This window comes from Catenulispora pinistramenti (assembly GCF_018274385.1).
Taxonomy (GTDB): domain Bacteria; phylum Actinomycetota; class Actinomycetes; order Streptomycetales; family Catenulisporaceae; genus Catenulispora; species Catenulispora pinistramenti.
In genome coordinates this window covers 1-20,366 of record NZ_JAAFYZ010000206.1, presented here as the reverse complement: position 1 = coordinate 20,366, position 20,366 = coordinate 1, and the positions used below count along the sequence as shown (strand labels likewise).

At 71.3% G+C, this 20,366-nt stretch carries 10 protein-coding genes; 7 read left to right on the top strand and 3 right to left on the bottom strand.

Annotated elements, in window-relative coordinates; translation table 11 throughout:
• Positions 1–243: 243 nt before the first annotated feature.
• Genes KGQ19_RS38380 through KGQ19_RS38370 form a run of 3 tightly spaced genes read right to left on the bottom strand, consistent with a single transcriptional unit; the run spans position 244 to position 4,334 of the window.
• Positions 244–795, bottom strand: a complete 552-nt coding sequence (locus KGQ19_RS38380; protein WP_212018633.1) for an MgtC/SapB family protein — start codon at positions 793–795, stop codon at positions 244–246.
• 12 nt (positions 796–807) lie between these two features.
• The gene (locus tag KGQ19_RS38375) at positions 808–2,079 is read right to left on the bottom strand and encodes an aminotransferase class I/II-fold pyridoxal phosphate-dependent enzyme (protein ID WP_212018631.1); all 1,272 of its coding nucleotides are present in this window, start codon (positions 2,077–2,079) and stop codon (positions 808–810) included.
• The gene (locus KGQ19_RS38370; RefSeq protein WP_212018629.1) at positions 2,079–4,334 is read right to left on the bottom strand and encodes a putative bifunctional diguanylate cyclase/phosphodiesterase; all 2,256 of its coding nucleotides are present in this window, start codon (positions 4,332–4,334) and stop codon (positions 2,079–2,081) included. Before KGQ19_RS38370 ends, KGQ19_RS38375 begins: the two co-directional genes overlap by 1 nt.
• 212 nt (positions 4,335–4,546) lie before the next feature.
• Between KGQ19_RS38370 and KGQ19_RS52280 the strand changes: the two genes are divergently transcribed.
• The 7 genes from KGQ19_RS52280 to KGQ19_RS38335 all read left to right on the top strand — a co-directional run.
• Positions 4,547–7,939, top strand: coding sequence for a DUF4132 domain-containing protein (locus KGQ19_RS52280; RefSeq protein ID WP_212018628.1), 3,393 nt, complete (start codon positions 4,547–4,549; stop codon positions 7,937–7,939).
• Entirely contained in the window at positions 7,936–11,334 is a 3,399-nt protein-coding gene (locus KGQ19_RS52275; protein ID WP_212018626.1) for a DUF4132 domain-containing protein, read from the top strand. Before KGQ19_RS52280 ends, KGQ19_RS52275 begins: the two co-directional genes overlap by 4 nt.
• Entirely contained in the window at positions 11,331–14,891 is a 3,561-nt protein-coding gene (locus KGQ19_RS38355) for a DUF4132 domain-containing protein (protein ID WP_212018623.1), read from the top strand. The genes KGQ19_RS52275 and KGQ19_RS38355 overlap by 4 nt, the downstream gene beginning before the upstream one ends.
• Positions 14,892–15,160: 269 nt before the next feature.
• Positions 15,161–16,195, top strand: a complete 1,035-nt coding sequence (locus tag KGQ19_RS38350) for an ATP-binding protein (protein ID WP_368862225.1) — start codon at positions 15,161–15,163, stop codon at positions 16,193–16,195.
• On the top strand, positions 16,195–18,534 hold the full coding sequence (locus KGQ19_RS38345; protein ID WP_438801897.1) for a DUF5682 family protein: 2,340 nt from the start codon (positions 16,195–16,197) through the stop codon (positions 18,532–18,534). Before KGQ19_RS38350 ends, KGQ19_RS38345 begins: the two co-directional genes overlap by 1 nt.
• Positions 18,535–18,602: 68 nt before the next feature.
• The gene (locus KGQ19_RS38340) at positions 18,603–19,718 is read left to right on the top strand and encodes a VWA domain-containing protein (RefSeq protein ID WP_212242432.1); all 1,116 of its coding nucleotides are present in this window, start codon (positions 18,603–18,605) and stop codon (positions 19,716–19,718) included.
• Positions 19,715–20,366: SWIM zinc finger family protein (locus tag KGQ19_RS38335; protein WP_212018601.1), on the top strand; the 652-nt coding region annotated here is incomplete at its 3' end. The genes KGQ19_RS38340 and KGQ19_RS38335, both read left to right, overlap by 4 nt.

Sequence of the window (20,366 nt, the reverse complement as noted above, 5' to 3'; positions counted from 1 at the left end):
CGCGTGCGCAGTGACTCGGACCCGCGCGAAACCACCACCACAACCGCCGCCCGCCAACGCAAACCGCGTGGCACAGCGAACTGCGTCTCGATCCGTGATTAGTCAATACTAGGTAGTTCCGTAAAGATCGCCTTTAACCAAAACACCAACCGCAAGCCGCAAGCCTGCCACTGGCCCCCATCTGACACACCCGCCTGTCGCCGGAACCCACCACCGACAGGGCGAACGTTGCCTGATACGGCACTAGGTTTGGCGGTCCTCCGCGCCCGCATCGCCCGCGCCCGCATCGCCCGCGCTCGCGCCACCCGCGCCCGAATCCGCCACCACCACCTCGTCATTGGCGAACCGCGAAGCCCACCGCCGCCCGTCGGCGAACTTCAGCAGCGGAATATGCCGCACCTCCAGCGCCAACAGCACCAGCGCGGTGCCGCCTGTGGCCAGCACCAGTCTGCCGAAGCCGCAGGCGGCGCCGGCGGCGGCGGCCGCGAAGATGGTGGCCGCCGTCGTCACGCCTTTGACGGTGTCGATGATGTGCCAGCGGGCGCCGACGGTGAGGTTGGGGCGGAAGACCACGCCGGCGCCGATGAAGCCGACGCCGGTGATCACGCCGGCCAGGGCGTTGGGGGCGTTGCCGTCCTTGGCCAGGACGGCGATGATCGCGCTGCCCACGCCGATCAGGGAGAAGGTGCGGTCCCCTGCCGGGGAGCCGCGGAGGTCGCGCTCGAAGCCGAGCAGGTAGGTCAGGACGAAGGCCAGCGCGACGCGCCCCAGTTCGCTCCAGCTGTCCAGGTTCATGCGCCCGGTTCCTCAGTGCTGCCCTGGCGCCCCGGAGCCGGTTCCGCCGCCGGTCCCGTGGTGCTCGGTCTTACGCAGCAGTGGAGCCAGCTCGGTGAGGGTCTCGTTCAACTGGTCGATCTCCTCGTCGGTGTTCGCCGCGGTCAACTGGATCCGGAACCCGGCTTGGTCTCGCGGCACCAGCGGATAGGCCGCCAGCGTGACGTAGATTCCCCGCTCCCAGAGCACTGAGGCGATCTCGTCGATATCCGAAGGCTCCCGCGCGGGCAGCTCGATGATCGGGAACCCGCTGACGTTCGGTGTGAAGAGCCCGAGTTTGCGGACGTGGTCGATGACCCGCGCCGTCTTGTGCCACAACCTGCCCCGCACCTCCTCCCCGCGTTCCCGGTTCACCTTCAGCCCGGCCAGCACCGTGGCCAGCGAGGCGGTGGGGGAGGGGCCGGAGTACAGGTACGGCGCCGCCGCGAACTTCAGGTACTCCTTCATCTGCGTCGGCAGGGCCATGAACGCCATCAGCGACGAGTACGCCTTCGAGAAGCCGCCGACCAGCACCAGCCCGTCGTAGGACTCCCCGAGGTGGCGCACGATGCTGTTTCCCAGCGCCCCGTACGGCGAGGTCTCGGCCGGCGAGCGCTCGCCGATGACGCCGAAGCCGTGCGCGTCGTCCACGTACAGCAGCGCGTCCTCGGCCCGGCAGATGTCGGCGATCGCGGCCAGCCCCGGCTCGTTGCCGGACATGCTGTTGATGCCGTCCATGCACACCAGGCGGGGCAGGTCCTTGGGCGCCTTGCGCAGCGCCACGGCCAGGCCGCCGAGGTCGGTGGCGCGCCAGCGGTGCAGGGTGGCGCCGTTGCCGCGGGCCACCGAGCTGCCGTCGTAGATGGTGCGGTGTGCCTGCGCCTCGCAGAAGACCGTGCCCTTGCCGGCCAGCACCGGGATCACCGTCATGTGGATGTGGGTGATGGTCGGCAGCACCAGCGTGTCAGGGGCCTGCAACAGGTCGGTGAGCTGTTCCTCGATCTCCAGGTACGGCTTGGGGTTTCCCAGCAGCCGGGACCAGCTCGGATGCGTGCCCCACTTGGCTATCAGCTCCGCCGGGGCGGCCATGATCTCCGGGTCGACGTCGAACCCCAGGTAGTTGCAGGACGCGAAGTCGGCCATCCAGTGGTCGCCGATCCGGATCCGCCTGGGCTCCTTCGTGTCCTGCTCGTCGATGACGGCGTCGTAGAACCGCGTGGTGTCCTTCAACCGGGCCAGCTCCGCCCAGACCTCATGCCGAGCCATCAGGTTTCTCCCATCTCTATCGTGGCCCACACGCCGGCCGTCTCTCCCAGCGGCACTGCCGGTGAGTAGAGGAAGCCTTGTGCGTAGGCGCACCCCATTTCGCGCAGCAGGTTCCGCTGCGCGACCGTCTCGACCCCCTCGGCCACCACGGCGATGTCCATGATCCGCGCGACATGGACGATTCCCCGCAGCAGCCGCTCGTGATCCGGTTTGTCCGCGATGTGGTCCACGAACGACTTGTCCGCCTTGATCACGTCGAATTTCAGGTCCCGCAGATACCCGATCGAGGAGTAGCCGGTCCCGAAGTCGTCGATGGCGATCCGCACCCCGAGCCGGGTCAGCCGCTGGAGGTCGACCAGGGCGTCGGCGGTGGCCTCGTGCAGGAAGACGTTCTCGGTGATCTCCACGGTGAGCCGGTCCGGCGGCAGCCCGGCCTCGCGCAGCGCCGAGCGCACGGTGTCGACGAACCGGCCGCCGCTGAACTGGTGCGGGGAGACGTTGACGGCCACGTACCCGAACCCGGCCGCGGCGGCGTCGGCGGTGGCCCGCCGCAGGATCCACGCCCCGATCGGGCTGATCTGCCCGGTCTCCTCGGCCACCGGCACGAAGTTCACCGGGGACAGCAGCCCGAGCTTCGGGTGTCGCCAGCGCACCAGCGCCTCGAACCCGGCCACCCGCGGCGGCCCCTGCAGCTGGACGATCGGCTGGTAGTGCAGTTCGAACTCGCCGACCGCCAGCGCCCGGTCCAGCCCGGTGCGCAGGGCCAGGCGCTGGAGCGCGGCGTCGTAGAGGCTGGGGTCGAACAGCCGCCAGGTGCCCTTGCCGTCCGCCTTGGCCGCGTACAACGCCAGGTCGGCGTTGCGGAACAGCACCTCCTCGGTGCCGCCGGCGCCGCCGGGGCTGGTCGCCACCCCGATGCTGGCCCGCACCGGCACCGGCGCCCCGGACAGCCGGAACGGCTCGGCCAGGACCCCGATCAGCCGCTGGGCCAGGGCCACGGCCGCGCCCTCGCTGGCGCCGTCGGACAGCAGCACCGCGAACTCGTCGCCGCCCAGGCGCACCGGCAGGTCACCGGGCCGGACCGCCCCGGCTATCCGCTGCGCGGCGGCCACCAGCAGCTCGTCACCGACCTTGTGCCCCTGGGTGTCGTTGACCTCTTTGAAGTTGTCCAGGTCGATGAGCAGCATCGCGGCCACCCCGCCGGAGTCCTGGGCCCGGGCCAGCGCGCGCTCGGCCCGGTCCTGGAACCGCAGCCGGTTGCCCAGGCCGGTCAGCGAGTCCCGGTAGGCGCGGTACTTCAGCTCGCGCAGCATGGCCCGGGTGTGCGCGCGGTTGTCCAGCTCCCGGTTCTGCCGCCCGGCCAGATACAGCCGCATCAGCACCAGCAGGAACATCAATGCCGAGGTCACAGCGATGACCGGGCCGTCGCGCAGTCCGTGCTCCAGCGCCTCGACCATCAGCACGGTCGGCGCGACCAGGGCCGCGACCGCCAGCGGGAGCACCCGGGAGTTGTCGGTGCGCCGGCTGCGGGCCACCGGCTCGGTGAGCTCGGTCATCGACGGCGACAGCGCGGCCGCGCCCCAGGAGACGTAGAAGAGGACCCAGCCCAGGTCGGCGGCCGAGCCCACGTGCCAGGTGCCGTACAGCCGGACCAGCGCGTAGGCGACGTCGGACCCGGTCAGCCCGAGCACGCCGAGCAGCAGCAGCCGCACCGCCGGCCCCCGCAGTCCGCCGCCGGTGGCCAGCCGCGCGGTCACCGCCAGCAGCATCACGTCGCCCAGCGGGTAGGCGATGGACACCGCGTTGGCCAGCCAGGACTGGTCCCGGTCGGCCACGTTCGGGGTGATGATGTAGACCCAGAGCAGCAGCGCCGCGGCCGTGGTCAGGATGACCGCGTCGATCAGCGCCGCCCGGTCGCGCAGCGGGCTGCGCCCCCGCACCATGAGCATCACGCCCCCGGCGGCCAGCGGGTAGGTCGCCAGGTAGATGCCGTCGGCCAGCGAGGGGAACGGCTCGACCTGGCTGAAGACGTCGGTCAGCAGGTTGTACGAGGTGTCGCCGCTGACCAGCGTCAGCATCGCCGCGGCCAGCAGGTACCAGGCGAGCGGGGTGTGCGGATGGTACCGGCGGACACCCAGCAGCACCGCCCCGACCGCGCCCAGGCCGATGACGGTCCAGGTGAGCAGGTGCAAACTGGGAACCGAGTAGTAGAAGACGGTCCACAGCGCCATGAATGCCGCGAACCGGAGCGCCATAAGTTCGAGGGGATCATGCACCCGAACGGGTCAGCAACTTGAGGGCTGCGTGGGGATGACGGCAGGCCGCCGGTAATCGCCCGGACCGTCCTGCGGTCACTTCTACCCACAACGCACGGGACCCCGCCACCGCTGTCGGCTCGCCTCGCTATGGTTCTGGCCATTCGGGCGGGCGCTGTGTTTGCCGGCCGATAAGGGGCTTGGGAGGGCTAGTGGGGAACGTCCTGGAACCGGTGGACGCCGTCGCAGGGTTGTTCGAGAAGCGGTTCGATCCTCGCGCGCTGGTGATACCCAGGCGGGACGGGAAGTCAGGGGACTCGGCCGAGCCCGTCGCGCTCGCCCCGGGCGCCGTGGAGAACTTCGAACGCGTATTCGCCAAGGCGGCACCGGCCGTCGAGCTCGTCCTCGGCCACGACGGCACCGACGACGACCTCGCGGACGTCATGCGGCGGCCCGGGTTCGGCGATCTGGCCGTGATGACGGCGCAGCAGGCTGCGATAGCCGCGTCCTTCGTGCTCTACGACGCGCCGAAGACCTACGAGCCCTACATCCTGGTCGACGCCTGGGTCGCCGCATGCGGCGTCCCGTTCGCCGCCTGCGCGACAGCCGAGCTCGGCGGCTTCGCGGTCTGGGTTCCGTACAAGGGCCGCAAGGGCGTCCCGGCCCTGCGCCGCAAGGACCACGACGCCGCCAATCCGCAGGAACGGTTCGCGATGGCCGCGCGGATGCGCCGCCATCTCGTGGCCGCCGCCGCCGACGACCACGCCGCCGCCGGGCTTGAGGTCAGTATTCTGCGACGGGCGGCGACCGCCCGGAACGCCGTCGCCTCCTTCCTGTTCCCGGAGCGGGACGACTGGGTCGACGCGGACATCGCCAGCTTGCTCGGCGGCAGCTGGGCGGTCCGTGACGGGCTGGCGGCCTGGCTGCTGATGGCCGCGGTGACCACCTCCCGGCAGAGCGAGCGGTTGGCGAAGTGGGCGCACGCCGACGCGCTCCGGCTGTGCTCGGCGGCGACCGCGACCATGGTGGCCACCGTCGGGCTGGACGTGATCCCCTCGATCGCGACCTGGGCCGAGGACTACTGGGACGGCGTCGAGCCCCGGCAGCGCGTGCAGCGGCTGCTCGCCGGCTTCGACAGCGAAGCGGCCTTCGAGGCGCTGCTCGCCCAGCTGAACTATCGCGGCACCGCGGCCGTGCTCGCCGAGGCCGCCCAGCGGTTCCCGGAACGCGGGATCCGGCTGCTCGCCGAGCAGACCCCGGACCAGCCGGGGCCACGGATCGCCGTGGAGCGGGTGCTGCGCCTGACGGTCACCAGCCGCCCGGACGCGGCCCGCGCCGTCGCGCCGCGGCTGGCCGACGAGCCCCGGGCCCGGGTCGAGAAGCTGCTGAACGCGGTCGCCGCGGCGTTGCCCGAGGTGGCCACGGACACCCTGCCGGACTTGCTCGTCACCCCGCCGTGGGAGCGGGATCGGGACGCGGTGAAACCGGTTGTCGTCAAGGGCCTGACCGCCCCGGAGAGCAGGGCGGTCGTCTGGTTGAACGACCAAGAACGCGAGGAATGGCGCGCTGACGCTCTCCCGGTGCCGCACCACGAAAACCAGGACTGGGGCAAGCTGCTCGCCAAGGCCCTGGGCCGGCGGAGCGCCTACCACCTCATGCTGATCGTCGTGCGCGGCCCGGAGAAGGAGGCCCGTCAGGCGCTCAGGAACCTCTACGTCGGCTATTACTACGACGCCCTCGAATGGGGCAGTACGGCCACCGCACGCTTCGGCCTGGACGCCTACGACGCGGTGATCAGCGCCGTGCGCAACATCCCGGTCGAGAACGCGTCGCTGCTCATGCCGTTCGCCTGCTCCGAGATCGCGCCGCTGGTCGCCGACTGGAATCAGCGGACGAAGACACTGCGTTCCGCCGCGCAGGCCTGGATGCGCCGGCATCCCGAGCTCACCGCTCGAACCCTGATACCCACGGCCCTCGGCAAAGCCGGTCGGGCCCGGCAGGCCGCCGAGGGCGCGCTGCGCTTCCTGGTAGCCGCCGGTTTCGAGGAACAAGTCCGGGCCGAGGCCGCGACCTATGGCGCCGAAGCCGAGGCCGCCGTCGTCCGGCTGCTCGCGCAGGACCCGCTGCTCGCCGCGCTCCCGAAGACCATGCCGGAGCCGCCGAGTTGGGCCGAGCCCGACAGCCTGCCGCAGCTGCTGGTAGCCGGACGCAAGGCGGCGCTGCCGTCGTCGGCTGCGCGCAGTGTGGTCCGGATGCTCACTATCTCCAACACCGAGGACCCGTATCCCGGTCTGGAGCAGGTACAAGGACTCTGCGATGCCCGCTCGCTCGCCGACTTCGCCTGGGCCCTGTTCGAGAACTGGCAGACCGCCGACTATCCGGCGAAGCAGTCCTTCGCGCTGGACGCGCTGCGCTGGTTCGGCGGCGACGAGGCCGTACGCCGCCTGTCCCCGCTGATCCGGATCTGGCCCGGGGACGGCGGCCACGCGCGGGCCGTCGCGGGACTGGACGTGCTGGCCGCGATCGGCGGCGACACCGCGCTGCTGCACCTCTACGGGATCTCGCAGAAGGGCAAGTTCCGCGGCCTGAAGGACAGCGCCCTGGAGCGCGTCGAGGCCATCGCCAAGGAGCTGCGCCTGACCCGCGACCAACTCGGCGACCGGCTGGTCCCCGATCTCGGGCTGGACGCCTCCGGCTCGCTGGAGCTGGACTACGGACCGCGCCGGTTCCGGGTCTTCTTCGACGAACAGCTCAAGCCCGGCGTCACCGACGAGAACGGCAAGCGGCTGAAGGCCCTGCCGAAGCCCGGCGTGAAGGACGACGCCGAGCTGGCCCCGGCCGCGTACCAGCGATTCAGTGGACTGAGGAAGGACGTGCGGACCCTGGCCGCCGACCAGATCGCCCGGCTGGAGCTGGCGATGGTGGCCCGGCGCCGCTGGGGCAAGGCGGACTTCGAGGAGTACTTCGTCGGGCATCCGTTGCTGCGCCACCTCGTCCGGAGGCTGGTCTGGTCGGACTTCCGGCCGGACGGCACCGGCGTCCGCGCCGCCTTCCGGCTCGCCGAGGACGACTCCTACGCCGACGCGACCGATGACCCCTACCTCCTGCCCGACGACGCGTCGGTCGGCGTCGCGCACCCGGTGGACCTCGGTACCGATCTGCCGCGCTGGTCGGAGCTGTTCGCCGATTACGAAATCCTGCAGCCCCTGCGCCAGCTCGGCCGACCGGTCCACACCCTCACCGCCGAAGAAGCCGAAGGCAGACTCCTGACACGCTTCGCCGGGGTCCGGACACCCGCGGGCAAAGTACTCGGCCTGGAACGCCGCGGCTGGGCCCGCAGCGACCCGGCTGACGGCGGCTGGCAGGGCTACCTGCTCCGCGGCCTGCCCGACGGCCGCTCGCTGGTCGTCGAGCTGGACCCCGGGTTCAGCGCGGGCTGGGCCGGCCAGGGCGAGGACCAGGAGCTGCGGCGCGCGTGGATCGCCGGGAACACCTCCGGCTACGGGTACTGGCGGCACGAGGACGCCACCGAACCGCTGTCGTCGCTGGATCGGGTGACCGCCTCGGAGATCCTGAACGATCTGAGCGAGGTGACCGGGACGTGAGCGAGGCCCTGGATCTTCCACCGGCCTACCAGCGGGTCAAGCCGATCGAGCGCGGTCGCTGCCGTCCCGGCGAGGTCGCCGCTCTGGATTCCGAGGCACTGCGGAAGCTGTACGAACACCGACGGAACACGGTCGCCGCCCACCAGTCCTCGATCGACTTCGCCTTGAACCAAGTCGGCAGCGACCAGGCCATCGTCCGGATGATGGCGGGGGTGGACTTCGGCGACCTGGGCTCGATGACCCCGCGACAGGCCGCTTACGCCGAAGCGACGCTCCTGCATCTGGACGGGTTCGGGGAAGACCACGCGATCGGTGTCTGGAACCACGTGCGCGGTGTCCCTTTCGCGCTGGAGGCCTTCGCAGGGTACTGCTCATCAAAGCCGGGCAACCGCTCCCGCCTTCTGGACTTCATGGCTCCGGCCCGGCAGCTGCTGGATCTCGTGCGCTCGGCGCCGGACGAGATCCATGCCGAGGCCATGGCCGTCGCCGCTCGCTTGCGGGCGCAGAACGGGACCGGCAGCGGGTTCGTCCGGACCCTCACGGCGTTCCTGTTCTCCGAGCGCTCGGACCAGGACGGGACCGGCAGCCAGTTTGTCCGGGCCCTCACGACATTCCTTTTCCCCGAGCGTTCGGACTGGTTCACCGCGGACCTCGGCGCGGCGGGCTTGGGCATGCTCCCGGCCACCGGACTCGTGCCGTCCGTCGTCACCGCTGAGCAGGCCGCCATCGTCGGCAAGTTGGTGCAGGACGGCCCGAAGTGGACGTGGGACGGTGACGAGGCAGTCGAGCTGACCTTCCTGACTATCGCCGGTGCCCAGGCGCTTCCGCTTCTCCTCGCCTGGCACGACGGTCGGCCGGATAGGGACAAGCAGCTGAGCGAGCCCAGGAAGAAAGCGCTGGAGCTGATCTCCCGGGTTCCCGGCGATGCGGCGATGCGGGCGCTCGCCGAGCGGGACGACGGCCGCCCGGAGCGGTTGGCCTACCTGCACTCCGCCGCGGAACGCTTCCCGGACAGCGCGCTTCGGGTGCTGTCCGCGATGGCGCCGGCGCAGGCCTCGATTCAGGTCATCGCCGCCGTCGTGGCCGCCGACCCGGACCGGGCCCGGGCCATGCTGCCCGAGTTGGGGAAGGAAGCGCGGGAGCGGGTCGCGGCCGTCATCGAGCAGAACTCGGTCGACATCGTGGCCGCGAGCCAGATCCCTGACATCACTGACATCCCTGGCATCCTCATCCGGCCGCCGTGGTCGGACCCGGGGGCCAAGCGGCCGAAGCCGGTCGTGCTCGACGGCCTGACGTCGTCGCCCGACGTCGACGTCGTCTGGCTGCCCGGTGAACGTGAGCAGTGGCTCGGACGCGGGGCGTCCGGCTGGGAGCCGCGGCAAGGCTGGCCGGCGATCGCTGAGCAGATCGCCGAGTGGCGCGGGCAGCCGGAGAAGGCCGACGACCCCATGACGCCAGTGGCGCTCTACTTCGCCGCCTACGCGCCTCCAGAGCTGGTCGGGCCGCTGCTGGAGGACGGCTGGCGGCCGCCGTTGCGCCGCGCCGACGATCGGGCCCGCGCGTTCGTCGCCCGGTACGAAGTGCGGGCGCTGCCGACCGTGCTGGCGATCAGCGGGCTGCCCGGGGTCCGGGCCCGGCTGCTCCAGCCGTTCGTCAGTGCGGAGCTCGCCGCGTCCCTGGTCGAGGGCATGACGCGGCGCCGCAGCCTGGCGCGCGGGGCGGCTCTGGGCTGGCTGCGTCGGCATCCCGAGGCCGCCGTGCGCCACCTGCTGCCGACCGCACTGGGCAGGGCGGGCCTGCCACGGCGCAACGCCGAGGCCGCGTTGCGCTGGCTGGCCGCCGAGGGCACGGACGTCGTGGGCCTGGCCGGTGCCACGCACGGCGCCGCGGCCGGTGTGGCGCTTAAAGAACTGATGGCTGACGGTGCGCTCGGCACGTTCCCGCGCACCATGCCCGAGACCCCGGCGTGGGCCAGGCCGTCGGTGCTGCCGACGATCCGGCTCCAGGACGGGACGGCCGCGCTGCCGCCGCGCGCGGTGCGGACCGTGGTGGAGATGCTTCAGATCTCCAAGCCCGAGGCGCCTTATCCGGGCCTGGAGATCGTCAAAGAACTCTGCGACGGCTCCTCGCTGGGCGAATTCGTCTTCGCCCTGTTCCAGAACTGGCAGGAGTCCGGCTCCCCGGACCGGCACCACTGGGCCGTCGACGCCATGGGCCAGCTCGGCGACGACGGCACCGTGGCCCGGCTGGAGCCGCTGATCGGGCCCTGGACCACGGACCGCCACTACACGCTGGTCGACGACACGTTGACGGTGCTGGGCATGATCGGCGGCGACCGGGCCCTGGCCGTCCTGCACGCGGTGGTCCAGAAGGGCCGGCGCAAGGCCGTCCGGCGCCGGGCCGAGGGCCGCTTCCAGGACGTCGCCCAATCGCTGGACCTCACGGCCGACGAGCTCGCCGACCGGGTCGTCCCGACCCTCGGCCTGAGCGCCGAGGGCACGCTGCGCCTTGACTACGGCCCGCGCTCCTTCGACGTCGGCTTCGACGAAGTACTGCGGCCGCGGATCACCGATGAGGCGGGCAAGGTCCTCGCGCGGATGCCGCGGCCGGTCAAGACCGACGACCAAGAACTGGCGAAGGCGGCGTACCAGCAGTTCACAGAGCTCAAGAAGGCGGCGCAAACCGTTGCCACGGACCAGATCCAGCGGCTGGAGAAGGCGATGTTCACCCGGCGGCGCTGGGAGCCGGACGGCTTCGCCGCGCACCTGGTCGCGCATCCGCTGCTCCGGCACCTCGTGCGGCGCCTGGTGTGGGGCGTCTACGCGGCCGACGGCTCTGTGATCGGTTCCTTCCGGGTCGCCGAAGACCTCAGCTACGCCGACGCCCACGACGCGCACTACGAGATCCCCGAAGGCGCCACGCTGGGCGTCGCGCACCCGGTGGAACTCGGGCCGGTCGTGGACCGGTGGTGCGAGCTGTTCGCCGACTACGAGATCCTGCAACCGCTGGACCAGTTGGGCCGGCCGGCGCTGGGGCTGACCCAGGACGAGCTGGCCGGCCGGACGCTGACCCGGTTCGAGCGGGTCGTGTTGAACCCGGCGCAGGTGGCCGCCCTGGAACCGCGCGGCTGGTACTGCGGCCCGGTCGGCGACCCACCGGTGTGGCCGCGGTTCCTGCGGCCCCTGGGCGACGACCGCTACGTCATTCTGGACATCTCGCCGGGACTGAGGGGCGGGGTGGCGAGCGGCTCGGGCTACCAGAACGTCCAGCGGGTCTGGCTCAGCGTGGCCGCCGAGGACGCCTCGTTCGAGCTGCACTCGGTACCGCTGTCCGAACTCGGCGCCGCGCAGGCCTCGGAGATCCTGTGGGACCTGGCCGAAGTGAGCGCTCGATGAGCGGCACCGTTGTCCGGAACGAGGATCCTGACAACGAGGATCCTGACAACGAGGATCGTGAGAACGCCTTCGAGCTCCCTGATTGCTACCGCCACGTCGGCTCGTGGGATCGCGCGCGGTACCCGTCCGCCGAGGCCGCGTCGATCCAGGACCGGACGCAGCAGATGCGGGAGTACAGCCGCCGATACCAGCTGGACCACCAGGTGGTCGCCGCTTCGCTGGCATCCCTGCACAGCGATCCGGAACTCGTTGCGGCGGTGGCCGGCGTCGGCTTCTCCGACCTCGACACGCTGACCCCGTTGCAAGCCGCAGTGGTGGAGGTCGCGGCGCATCGTTGGGGCCGCGCTGATCAACTCATGGTCGTTCTGTGGGGAGCGACCCGCGGACCGGCCTTCGCCTTGGCGGCTGTCATCGAGTACTGCCGAATGGCGAGTCCGGGCTACGGGAGCTTTGTCGCACCAGCTGCGCAGGCCGCGGATCTGTTCCAGCACTGGGCCAAAGCCCTGGAGCTGTCGGAGTTGCTGCGGTCAGCCCCGGACGCGGAGTACTCCGAGGCCGAGGCGATCGCCGAGCGGTGGCGCGGTGTCGAGCCCAGCGGATTCACCAGGGCCCTGACATCGTTCCTGTTTCCCGAGCGGACCGACTGGTTCCGGGCCGACCTGGTCGCGGCGGACCGGGGACTGCTGCCGTTCGAAGCGCTTCTGCCCTCGGTCGCGACTGCCGATCAGGCAGCCGCGCTCAGCGAGAAGTTCCGAGGGCGCACCGATTGGCAGTGGGACGGCAACGTCGCGATCGAGCTGGCGTTCCTGAGACTGGCCGGCTCCGAGGCGCTGCCGTTCCTGCTCTCCTGGTGCGATGCGGGCCACGTGTGTCCGCCGCCGGTCAAAGGGCGGCCGCAGCCGTGCGGCGTCCACGAGCGGTGTCTCGACACCATCGCGCGGACCCCCACTGACGCGGCGATGACGGCGCTCGCGGAGCGGATCGACCGCGAGGGCGTCCACGCGTATCTCCAGGCTGCGATCAAGCGCTTTCCGAGCAGAGCGCTGCGGATTCTGGCCGGTCTTCACCAGTCCGAGGAGATCGACAGGCTCCTGACCATACTCGTCCTGTCCGATCGCGCATTCGCCGGGGCCGAGGCGCGGCAGCTGGATGCCGACGGCCGCGAGCGCATCGAGGCGTTGCTCGGCGCCGATGCTTCCCCCGGCGGGCCGGTCACACTTCCGGAGGTTCTGGTCGCGCCACCGTGGCGGGACACGAAGCGCAAACGCGTGAAGCCGATCGTGGTCGAGGGCCTGGAACCACCGCAGGATCCTGAGATCGCCTGGCTACCCGGCGAGCGGGACCGCTGGCTCACCGCGCACGGTGCCGGGTGGGTGCCGGAACAGGGCTGGGAGTCGGTCTGGTCCAAGCTCACCAAGGGTGCCGACGACGCCGAGAGCGCCGACAACGACGACAGCAGCGACAGCAACGACGGCGGCAGCGACAGCAACGACGGCGGCAACGACAGCAACGACGGCGGCAACGACAGCAGCGACGGCAATGATGGCAACGACAATCCGGTCGACCTGAGCCGCCGGAACTACCTGCTCGCCCTCTACTTCGCCGCGTACGCTCCCGAAGATTTCGTGCGTCCGCATCTCGACACCTGGCAGCCGCCGCTGCGTCTGGTCCACAACCGGGCCCGGACCTTCATCGCGAGATACGAGCTGCTGGCGCTTCCGTCGGTGCTGGCGATGGCCCGGCTGCCGGCCCAGCGTGCACAGCTGCTCCAACCGTTCGTGAGCCCGGAGATCGCCGCGATCATGGCGGATGCCCTGGTGCGGTTGCGCTCGGCGCGTGGCCAGGCCGCCGACTGGCTGCGGCGGCATCCTGAAGCCGCGGTGCGCTGTCTGGTACCGAGCGCAGTGGGCAAGCCCGGCAAGGTACGGCAGAACGCCGTCGCCGCGCTGCGCTTCATCGAAGCCGATGAGGTCGACGTGGTGGCGATCGCACAGGCGTCATACGGCGAAGACGTGGCTGCGGCGACCAAGGCGGTGCTGGCGGACCGCGGCTTGGAGGCGTACCCCCGCACCATCCCTCAAGCGCCGCTGTGGGCCCGCGCGGAGGTTCTGCCCGCGATCCGCCTGAAGGATGACAAGGCGGTACTTCCACACAGTGCCGCTCAGGCCGTGGTGGAGATGCTGATGTTCGCCAAGGCGGACGCGCCGTATCCGGGTCTGGAGATCGTCACAGAAGTCTGTGATACCTCCTCGCTCGCCGGGTTCGCCTTGGCCCTTTACGAAGCTTGGGAGCAGGCGGGTGCGCCGGAGCAGGAGGTGTGGGCCTTCCGCGCGCTCGGTCGGCTCGGCGACGAGACCACGGTTGCCCGCCTGCGGCAGCTGACGGGGCTCTGGTACGCGCAATCACGGACCCGGCAGGTGGAGGAGTCCTTCGACGCCCTCGCCGCGATCGGCGGCGACCGGGCGCTGGCCGTGTTGCACACCTTCGCGGGCAAGGCGTGGTCGGCCAGGACCAAGCGCCGGGCCCAGGCCAAGTTCGACGATGTCGCGCAGACCCTGGACCTGACGGCCGACCAGCTCGCCGACCGGGTGGTGCCGACGTCCGGACTGGCCGCCGCCCAGAGCACGGTCCGTCTGGACTACGGCCGGCGCAGCTTCACGCTCTCCTTCGATGAGTCGCTGCGGCCGGTGGTGACCGACGAGACCGGCGCGCCGTTGAAGACGCTGCCCAAGCCCGGCAAGCTGGACGATCCCGAGCTGTCCGCCGCCGCCTACGAGAAGTTCTCGACGCTGAGAACCGAAGCCCGGGTCGTCGCGATCGAGCAGATCAAGCGCCTGGAGCAGGCGATGACCGGCGGTCGCCGGTGGAGCCGGCGGGACTTCGCCGGCTATCTCGTCCCGCATCCGCTGCTCCAGCGCCTCGTGCGGCGTCTGGTGTGGGGCGTCTATGCCGAGGACGGGTCGATGCCCGGCTCGTTCCGGGTCGCCGAGGACCTGAGTTTCGCAGACATCGATGACGCGCACTACGAGGTCCCCGAAGGCGGCCTGATCGGCGTCGCGCATCCTGCGGACTTGGGGAACGCGTTGCAGCGGTGGCTCGCGGTGTTCGCCGACTACGAGATCCTGCAACCGTTCGACCAGTTGCTCCGGCCGCCGCTGGAGCTGACGGCGCAGGAGCATGACGGCTACCGCTTGGTACGGCCGTACATCAGCCCCGACGCCCGTCCCGGTAGTCATGAGCTGGGGGAGGTGCGTTCGCTGCCGATGAAGTTCGAGGACCTGGCGACGTCGCGCGGGTGGCGGCGCGGGCCGATCGGCGAGGACCGGCTGTGGCACCGCTTGCTCCGCCCGGTGGGTGCCGGGCGGTACGTGGTCATGGAACTCGTACCGGGCCTGGAAGCCGGTGCCCCGATGGAATCCCCTTACCAGGCCATCAGCGCGGTCTGGGTGAGCGCCGGCGGCGAGCACCCCGAATTCGAGAAGCACGCGCTGCCGTGGTCGGAGCTCGACCCGGCGGCCGTCTCACGGATCCTGCGCGATCTGGAAGCGCTGGGGTGATCCATGAAGGCCGCCGCCCACATAGCATTCGGTCATCGTCTGATTCCCGGGTGGTCGGACCCGTTCGCCACACTCGGATCCGTGACCGCATCGCAAACACTCCGCGCTCTGACCGAGGTGACCGCACAGTGACCGCCAAGCACACCGCCGGGACCGCCGCGACGGACCCGGCCGCGTCCCCGGACCGGGGTCCGGACTCCGACCGGGGTCCGGACTCCGACGGCAAGCGCGTCCAGCGCCCGGCCGCCGAGGTCCGCTACGCCGCCGAACTGGCCCGGCTGCGCGCCGACGACCAGGGCGAGCGGCCTCCGGGCTGGGGGCTGAGCCTGCGCGCGGCAAGGCGCTTCATCCTGGGCGACGAGCAGGCGGGCATCAGCCGCAAGTTCGTCGGCGACCCCTCGCTGATCGACCGCGCGCTGGTGTCGCTGGCCACCAGCAGGGGCCTGATGCTGGTCGGCGAGCCCGGCACGGCCAAGTCGCTGCTGTCGGAGCTGCTGGCCGCGGCGGTCAGCGGGGACTCGACGCTGACCATCCAGGGCGGCGCGGCCACCACCGAGGACCAGATCAAGTACTCGTGGAACTACGCGTTGCTGGTCGCCGAGGGGCCCTCGACGAAATCGCTGGTCCCGGCCCCGCTCTACCGGGGCATGACCGAGGGCCGGGTGGTGCGGTTCGAGGAGATCACCCGCTGCCCGCTGGAGGTCCAGGACTGCCTGCTCTCGCCGTTGTCCGACCGGGTGCTGGCGGTCCCGGAGCTGAGCGGCGAGGACGCGCTGGTGTTCGCCCGCGAGGGGTTCAACGTCATCGCGACCGCGAACACCCGCGACCGCGGGGTGAACGAGATGAGCGCGGCCCTGAAGCGGCGCTTCAACTTCGAGACCGTGTTCGCGATCACCGATTTCGCCACCGAGCTCGCGCTGGTCGAGCAGGAGGCGACGCATCTGTTGCAGGGCTCCGGCGTCACGGTGCCGCCGCGCCGCGACGTGCTGGAGGTCCTGGTCACCGCGTTCCGCGAACTGCGGGACGGCAAGACCGATCGCGGCGACGCGATGGAGCGGCTGTCGTCGGTGATGAGCACGGCCGAGGCGGTGGCGGTGGCGCATGCCGTCGGGCTGCGCGGCTGGTTCCTGCGCGGGGACGCCGGGACGGCCGCGGACATCGTGGAGTGCCTGGCCGGGACCGCGGCCAAGGACAACAGCGAGGATCTGGCCAAGCTGCGCACCTATCTGGAGCAGCACGCGCAGCGCCGCAAGGGCGACCAGTGGCAGGAGCTCTACGACTCGCGGCACCGGCTGCCCGGCTGATGACGTCCCCTGAGAAGGTGTCCGAGCAGCCGATCGGGAACCTGACCGTAATCGGCGTCCGGCACCACAGTCCGGCGTGCGCGGGGCTGGTCCGGGAGGCGATCGAGCGGCTGCGGCCGGCGCACGTGCTCATCGAGGGACCGTCCGACATGAACGACCGGATCGGCGAGTTCCTACTCGGTCACGAGCTGCCGGTCGCGGTGTTCACGTCGGTGCGGGACGGGATGACGGCGCGCGGGTCGTGGTCGCCGTTCTGCGAGTACTCCCCGGAGTGGGTCGCGCTGACCGACGGCACGCGGGCCGGGGCCGAGGTGCGGTTCATCGACCTGCCGGCCTGGGATCCGGCGTTCCTGACGCTGACCAACCGGTATGCCGACGCCGAGCTGCGGTTCACGCAGGTCGTGGCCGATCTGTGCCGGCAGTTCGGGATGGACAACCTGGACAGCTTGTGGGACCACCTCGCGGAGATTGAGGCCTCTGATACTCCGGCGGCAGAGCTCACCGAGCGGTTGAACACGTACTTCGATCTGGTCCGGACTGCCTCCGACGCCGACCGGGCGGAGCCGGCACCGGACGAGCCGACGTCCGACGAGATCCGCGAGCGGTACATGGCGAGGTGGATCTCGGCGGCGCTCCGGCAGTCTCCGGATCGACCGGTTCTCGTTGTGTGCGGCGGGTTTCACCGGCCCGCTTTGCTGCGGCTCGCGGCCTCGTACCCCTACGCCGAGTGGCCCACCCCTACGCCGATCGACGCCGAGTCGGCCGTCAGCTATCTCGTGCCCTACTCGTTCAAGCGCCTCGACGCCTTCGACGGCTACCAGTCCGGCATGCCGTCCCCGGAGTACTACCAGCGGCTGTGGGACCTGGGACCGCGTGCGGCCGCCACGGCGCTGACCGAGGAGGTCGTGCAGCGGCTGCGCAAGCGTAAGCAGCGGGTCTCCACCGCCGACCTCATCGCGGCGCGGGTCACCGGCGAAGGGCTGGCGGCTGTCCGCGGTCACCGGCACCCGGCCCGCGCCGATCTGCTCGACGGCCTGGTGTCGGCGTTGGTCGAGGAGGCGCTGGACCAGCCGCTGCCCTGGACCGGGCGGCGGGCGCTGGCGCCGGGGACGCATCCGGCGGTCGTGGAGATGGTCGCGGCGCTGTCCGGCGATCAGGTCGGCCGGCTGCACGCGGACACGCCGCTGCCGCCGCTGGTGCACGACGCCGAAGCGGAGCTGGAGCGGCACGGGCTGACCGGTCAGAACTCTGTCACGCTCGACCTGACGGTCGCCGACGAGCGGGACGCGTCCCGGTTGCTGCACCGTCTCAGGGTTCTGCGCATCCCCGGCTACGACCGGGTCTCCGGTCCGGACCCGGCCGCCGAGGACAGCACGTTCACCGAGGAGTGGCGGATCACCGCCGAACAGGACCGGCTGGCGGCCCTGATCGAGGCCGGTGGCTACGGCCCCACGGTCGAGCTGGCGGCGACGGCCCGGCTCGGGGAACACGTGCGCTCCGGCGGCGGCCTGGAGGTTTCGGCGCGGGCGCTGTTCGACGCGGTGCTGTGCGGGATCGAGGACCTGTCGGCGGAGGTGCTCACCGCGCTGGCGATGTCCGTGGGCGGCGGCAAGGAGGTCGAGCCGCTGGGCGAGGTGTTGGCCGCGGTGCTCGGGCTGTGGCGGCACGACCGGCTGCTGGACGCTCAGCAGTCTGCGACGCTCGGGACGGTGATCGTCGTGGCCGTGGACCGCTTGCTGTGGCTGGTGGAATCGGCGCCGGGGTCGCCCGGGTCGCCGGCCCAGCCACGCCGGATCGCGGCGGTGCGCGCGGTGCGGGACGCGATGCGGCACGCGGCGTCCCGGCTCGGCCTGGACCCGGTGCGGGCGCTGGAGGTCATGGCGCGGATCGCCGACAACGCCGAGGCCGGAGCGGACATGCGGGGCGCCGCGTTCGGGTTCGGCTGGTCGCTGGGCTCGCCGTCCTCGGACGCCGAGCGCACGATCCGGGCCGCCGGCACGCCGGCCAGCCTCGGGGACTGGCTGAGCGGGCTGTTCGCGCTGGCGCGGGAGCAGTGCCTGCAGGAGGCGTCGGTGCTGCCGGTGTTGAACGATCTGGTCACGGCGATGACGGATCGCGACGTGCTGGTGGCCCTGCCCGCGCTGCGGCAGGCGTTCGCGTACTTCCCGCCTCGGGAGCGGGAGACGATCGCCGGGCAGGTGCTGCGGTTGTACGGGGTCGAGGGGTCGGCGCGGTCGCTGGTGCGCGGCGGGGCCGACGACCCGATCGCGCTGGCGCGGGGACGGGAGTTGGACAGCCATGTGCAGGCGGTGCTGGAACGAGAGGGGCTGCTCCGGTGACGGCTGTCTCACAGGATCCTGATTCCCACCCGGATCCGCGGACGGCTGCCGCGCTGGAGCGGTGGCGGATGATCCTCGGGGCCCCGGCGTCCGGATACGGCTCGCTGGCCGGGGAGAACGCCGCACGTGACGCGGCGTTGGACTGGCTCTACGGCCGGGACGAGGACTTGGCCCGGCGCGGCGTCCGCAAGGGCGGCGCGGGGTCCGCCGACCCCTCGAAGGGCCCGGGCGGCAGCGGGGACTCGGTGCTCACCACGGTCGACTGGCTGGAGGGGATCACGAAGCTGTTCCCCAAGGAGACCGTCGACCGGCTGACCCGGGACGCGGTGGACCGGTATCAGATCCATGACATAGTCACCGACCCGAAGGTGCTGGAGCGGGTCGAGCCGAGCCCGGTGTTGCTCAAGGCCGTGCTGCGGACCAAGCACCTGATGGACCCGAAGGTCCTGGAACTGGCCCGCAAGCTGGTCGCCGCGGTGATCGAGGAACTGATGCGCAAGCTGGCCACCGAGGTGCGCACGGCGTTCTCCGGGGCCCGGCTGCGACGGCCGTCGCAGGTGCGGCTGGCGCGGAACTTCGACGTGAAACGCACGCTGCGCGGCAACCTCGGCCACTACCAGCCGCAGGAGCGCAAGCTCTACATCGAGGACGCGCACTTCTTCACCCGGTCGCGGCGGCACGTCGACAACTGGCAGGTGATCCTGCTGGTCGACCAGTCGGGCTCGATGCTGTCGTCGGTGATCCACTCGGCGGTGACGGCCGCCTGCCTGTGGGGACTGCCGGGCGTGCGCACGCACCTGGTCGCGTTCGACACCGCGGTGGTGGACCTGACCAGCGACGTCACCGATCCGGTGGAGCTGCTGATGAAGGTGCAACTCGGCGGCGGCACGGACATCTCCGGCGCCATCCGCTATGCCTCGGAGCTGGTGGCCAACCCGCGCCGCACGATCGTCGTCCTCATCTCGGACCTGTACGAAGGCGGCAGCGAAGCCGGCCTGCTGCGCGGCGCCCGCTCCCTGATCGAACAGGGCTGCCGCTTCCTCGCCCTGTGCGCGCTGGACGAGGAGGCCGCCCCCGCCTTCGACCGCGACATGGCCGAGCGCCTGGCGGCCCTCGGCGCCTACGTCGGCGCCATGACGCCGGGGGAGCTGGCGGCTTTCGTGGCGGAGGCGGTGAACTCGTGACCGACGTCCTCACCCGTGCGGATCTGCTGGCGCTGACCGAGGACGCGCTGGTCTCGCTCACCAACCGCGGCCTGTACAAGCGGGCGGCGAAGGAAGTCGCGGCCGGCACCGGCCCGACCATCACCGCGGACGCCGACGCGGTACGCGGCACCTTCCCCGACGGCGTCGTCTGCGCCCTCCCACCCGGCGGCCTGGAAGCGGCGGCCTGCACCTGCGGCGCCTCCGCCGCCTGCCGCCACGTGGTGGCGGTGGTCCTGGCGTATCAGGCCACGACATCGGCCGGCGACCCGAACGAGTTCGAGCAATGGTCCCCCGCCGAATTCCCCGACGACCAACTCGAGGCGCTCCTGGGCAAGCGCACCTTCACCATCGCCCGGCGCCGCCTCGCAACCGGCTACCTGGCCCGCATCCACACCCCCACACCCGCCGAACCAGTCCCCTGGGTCGAACTCCCCAACTGCTCAGTCCGCTTCCTGGTCCCCCACGACCTCGCCTACGCCCGCAGCGACGCCCGCGACACCAAGGAGGCGGTGGCACTCGCGGTGTGGGCTTGGCGCGCCTGGACGGAGCGGGCAGGGGAGGTGGAGGACCGGCACTTCGCGGTCGGGGGTGTTGAGGCGCGGGTCGGCGGCGGAGCCAGCGCGGGCT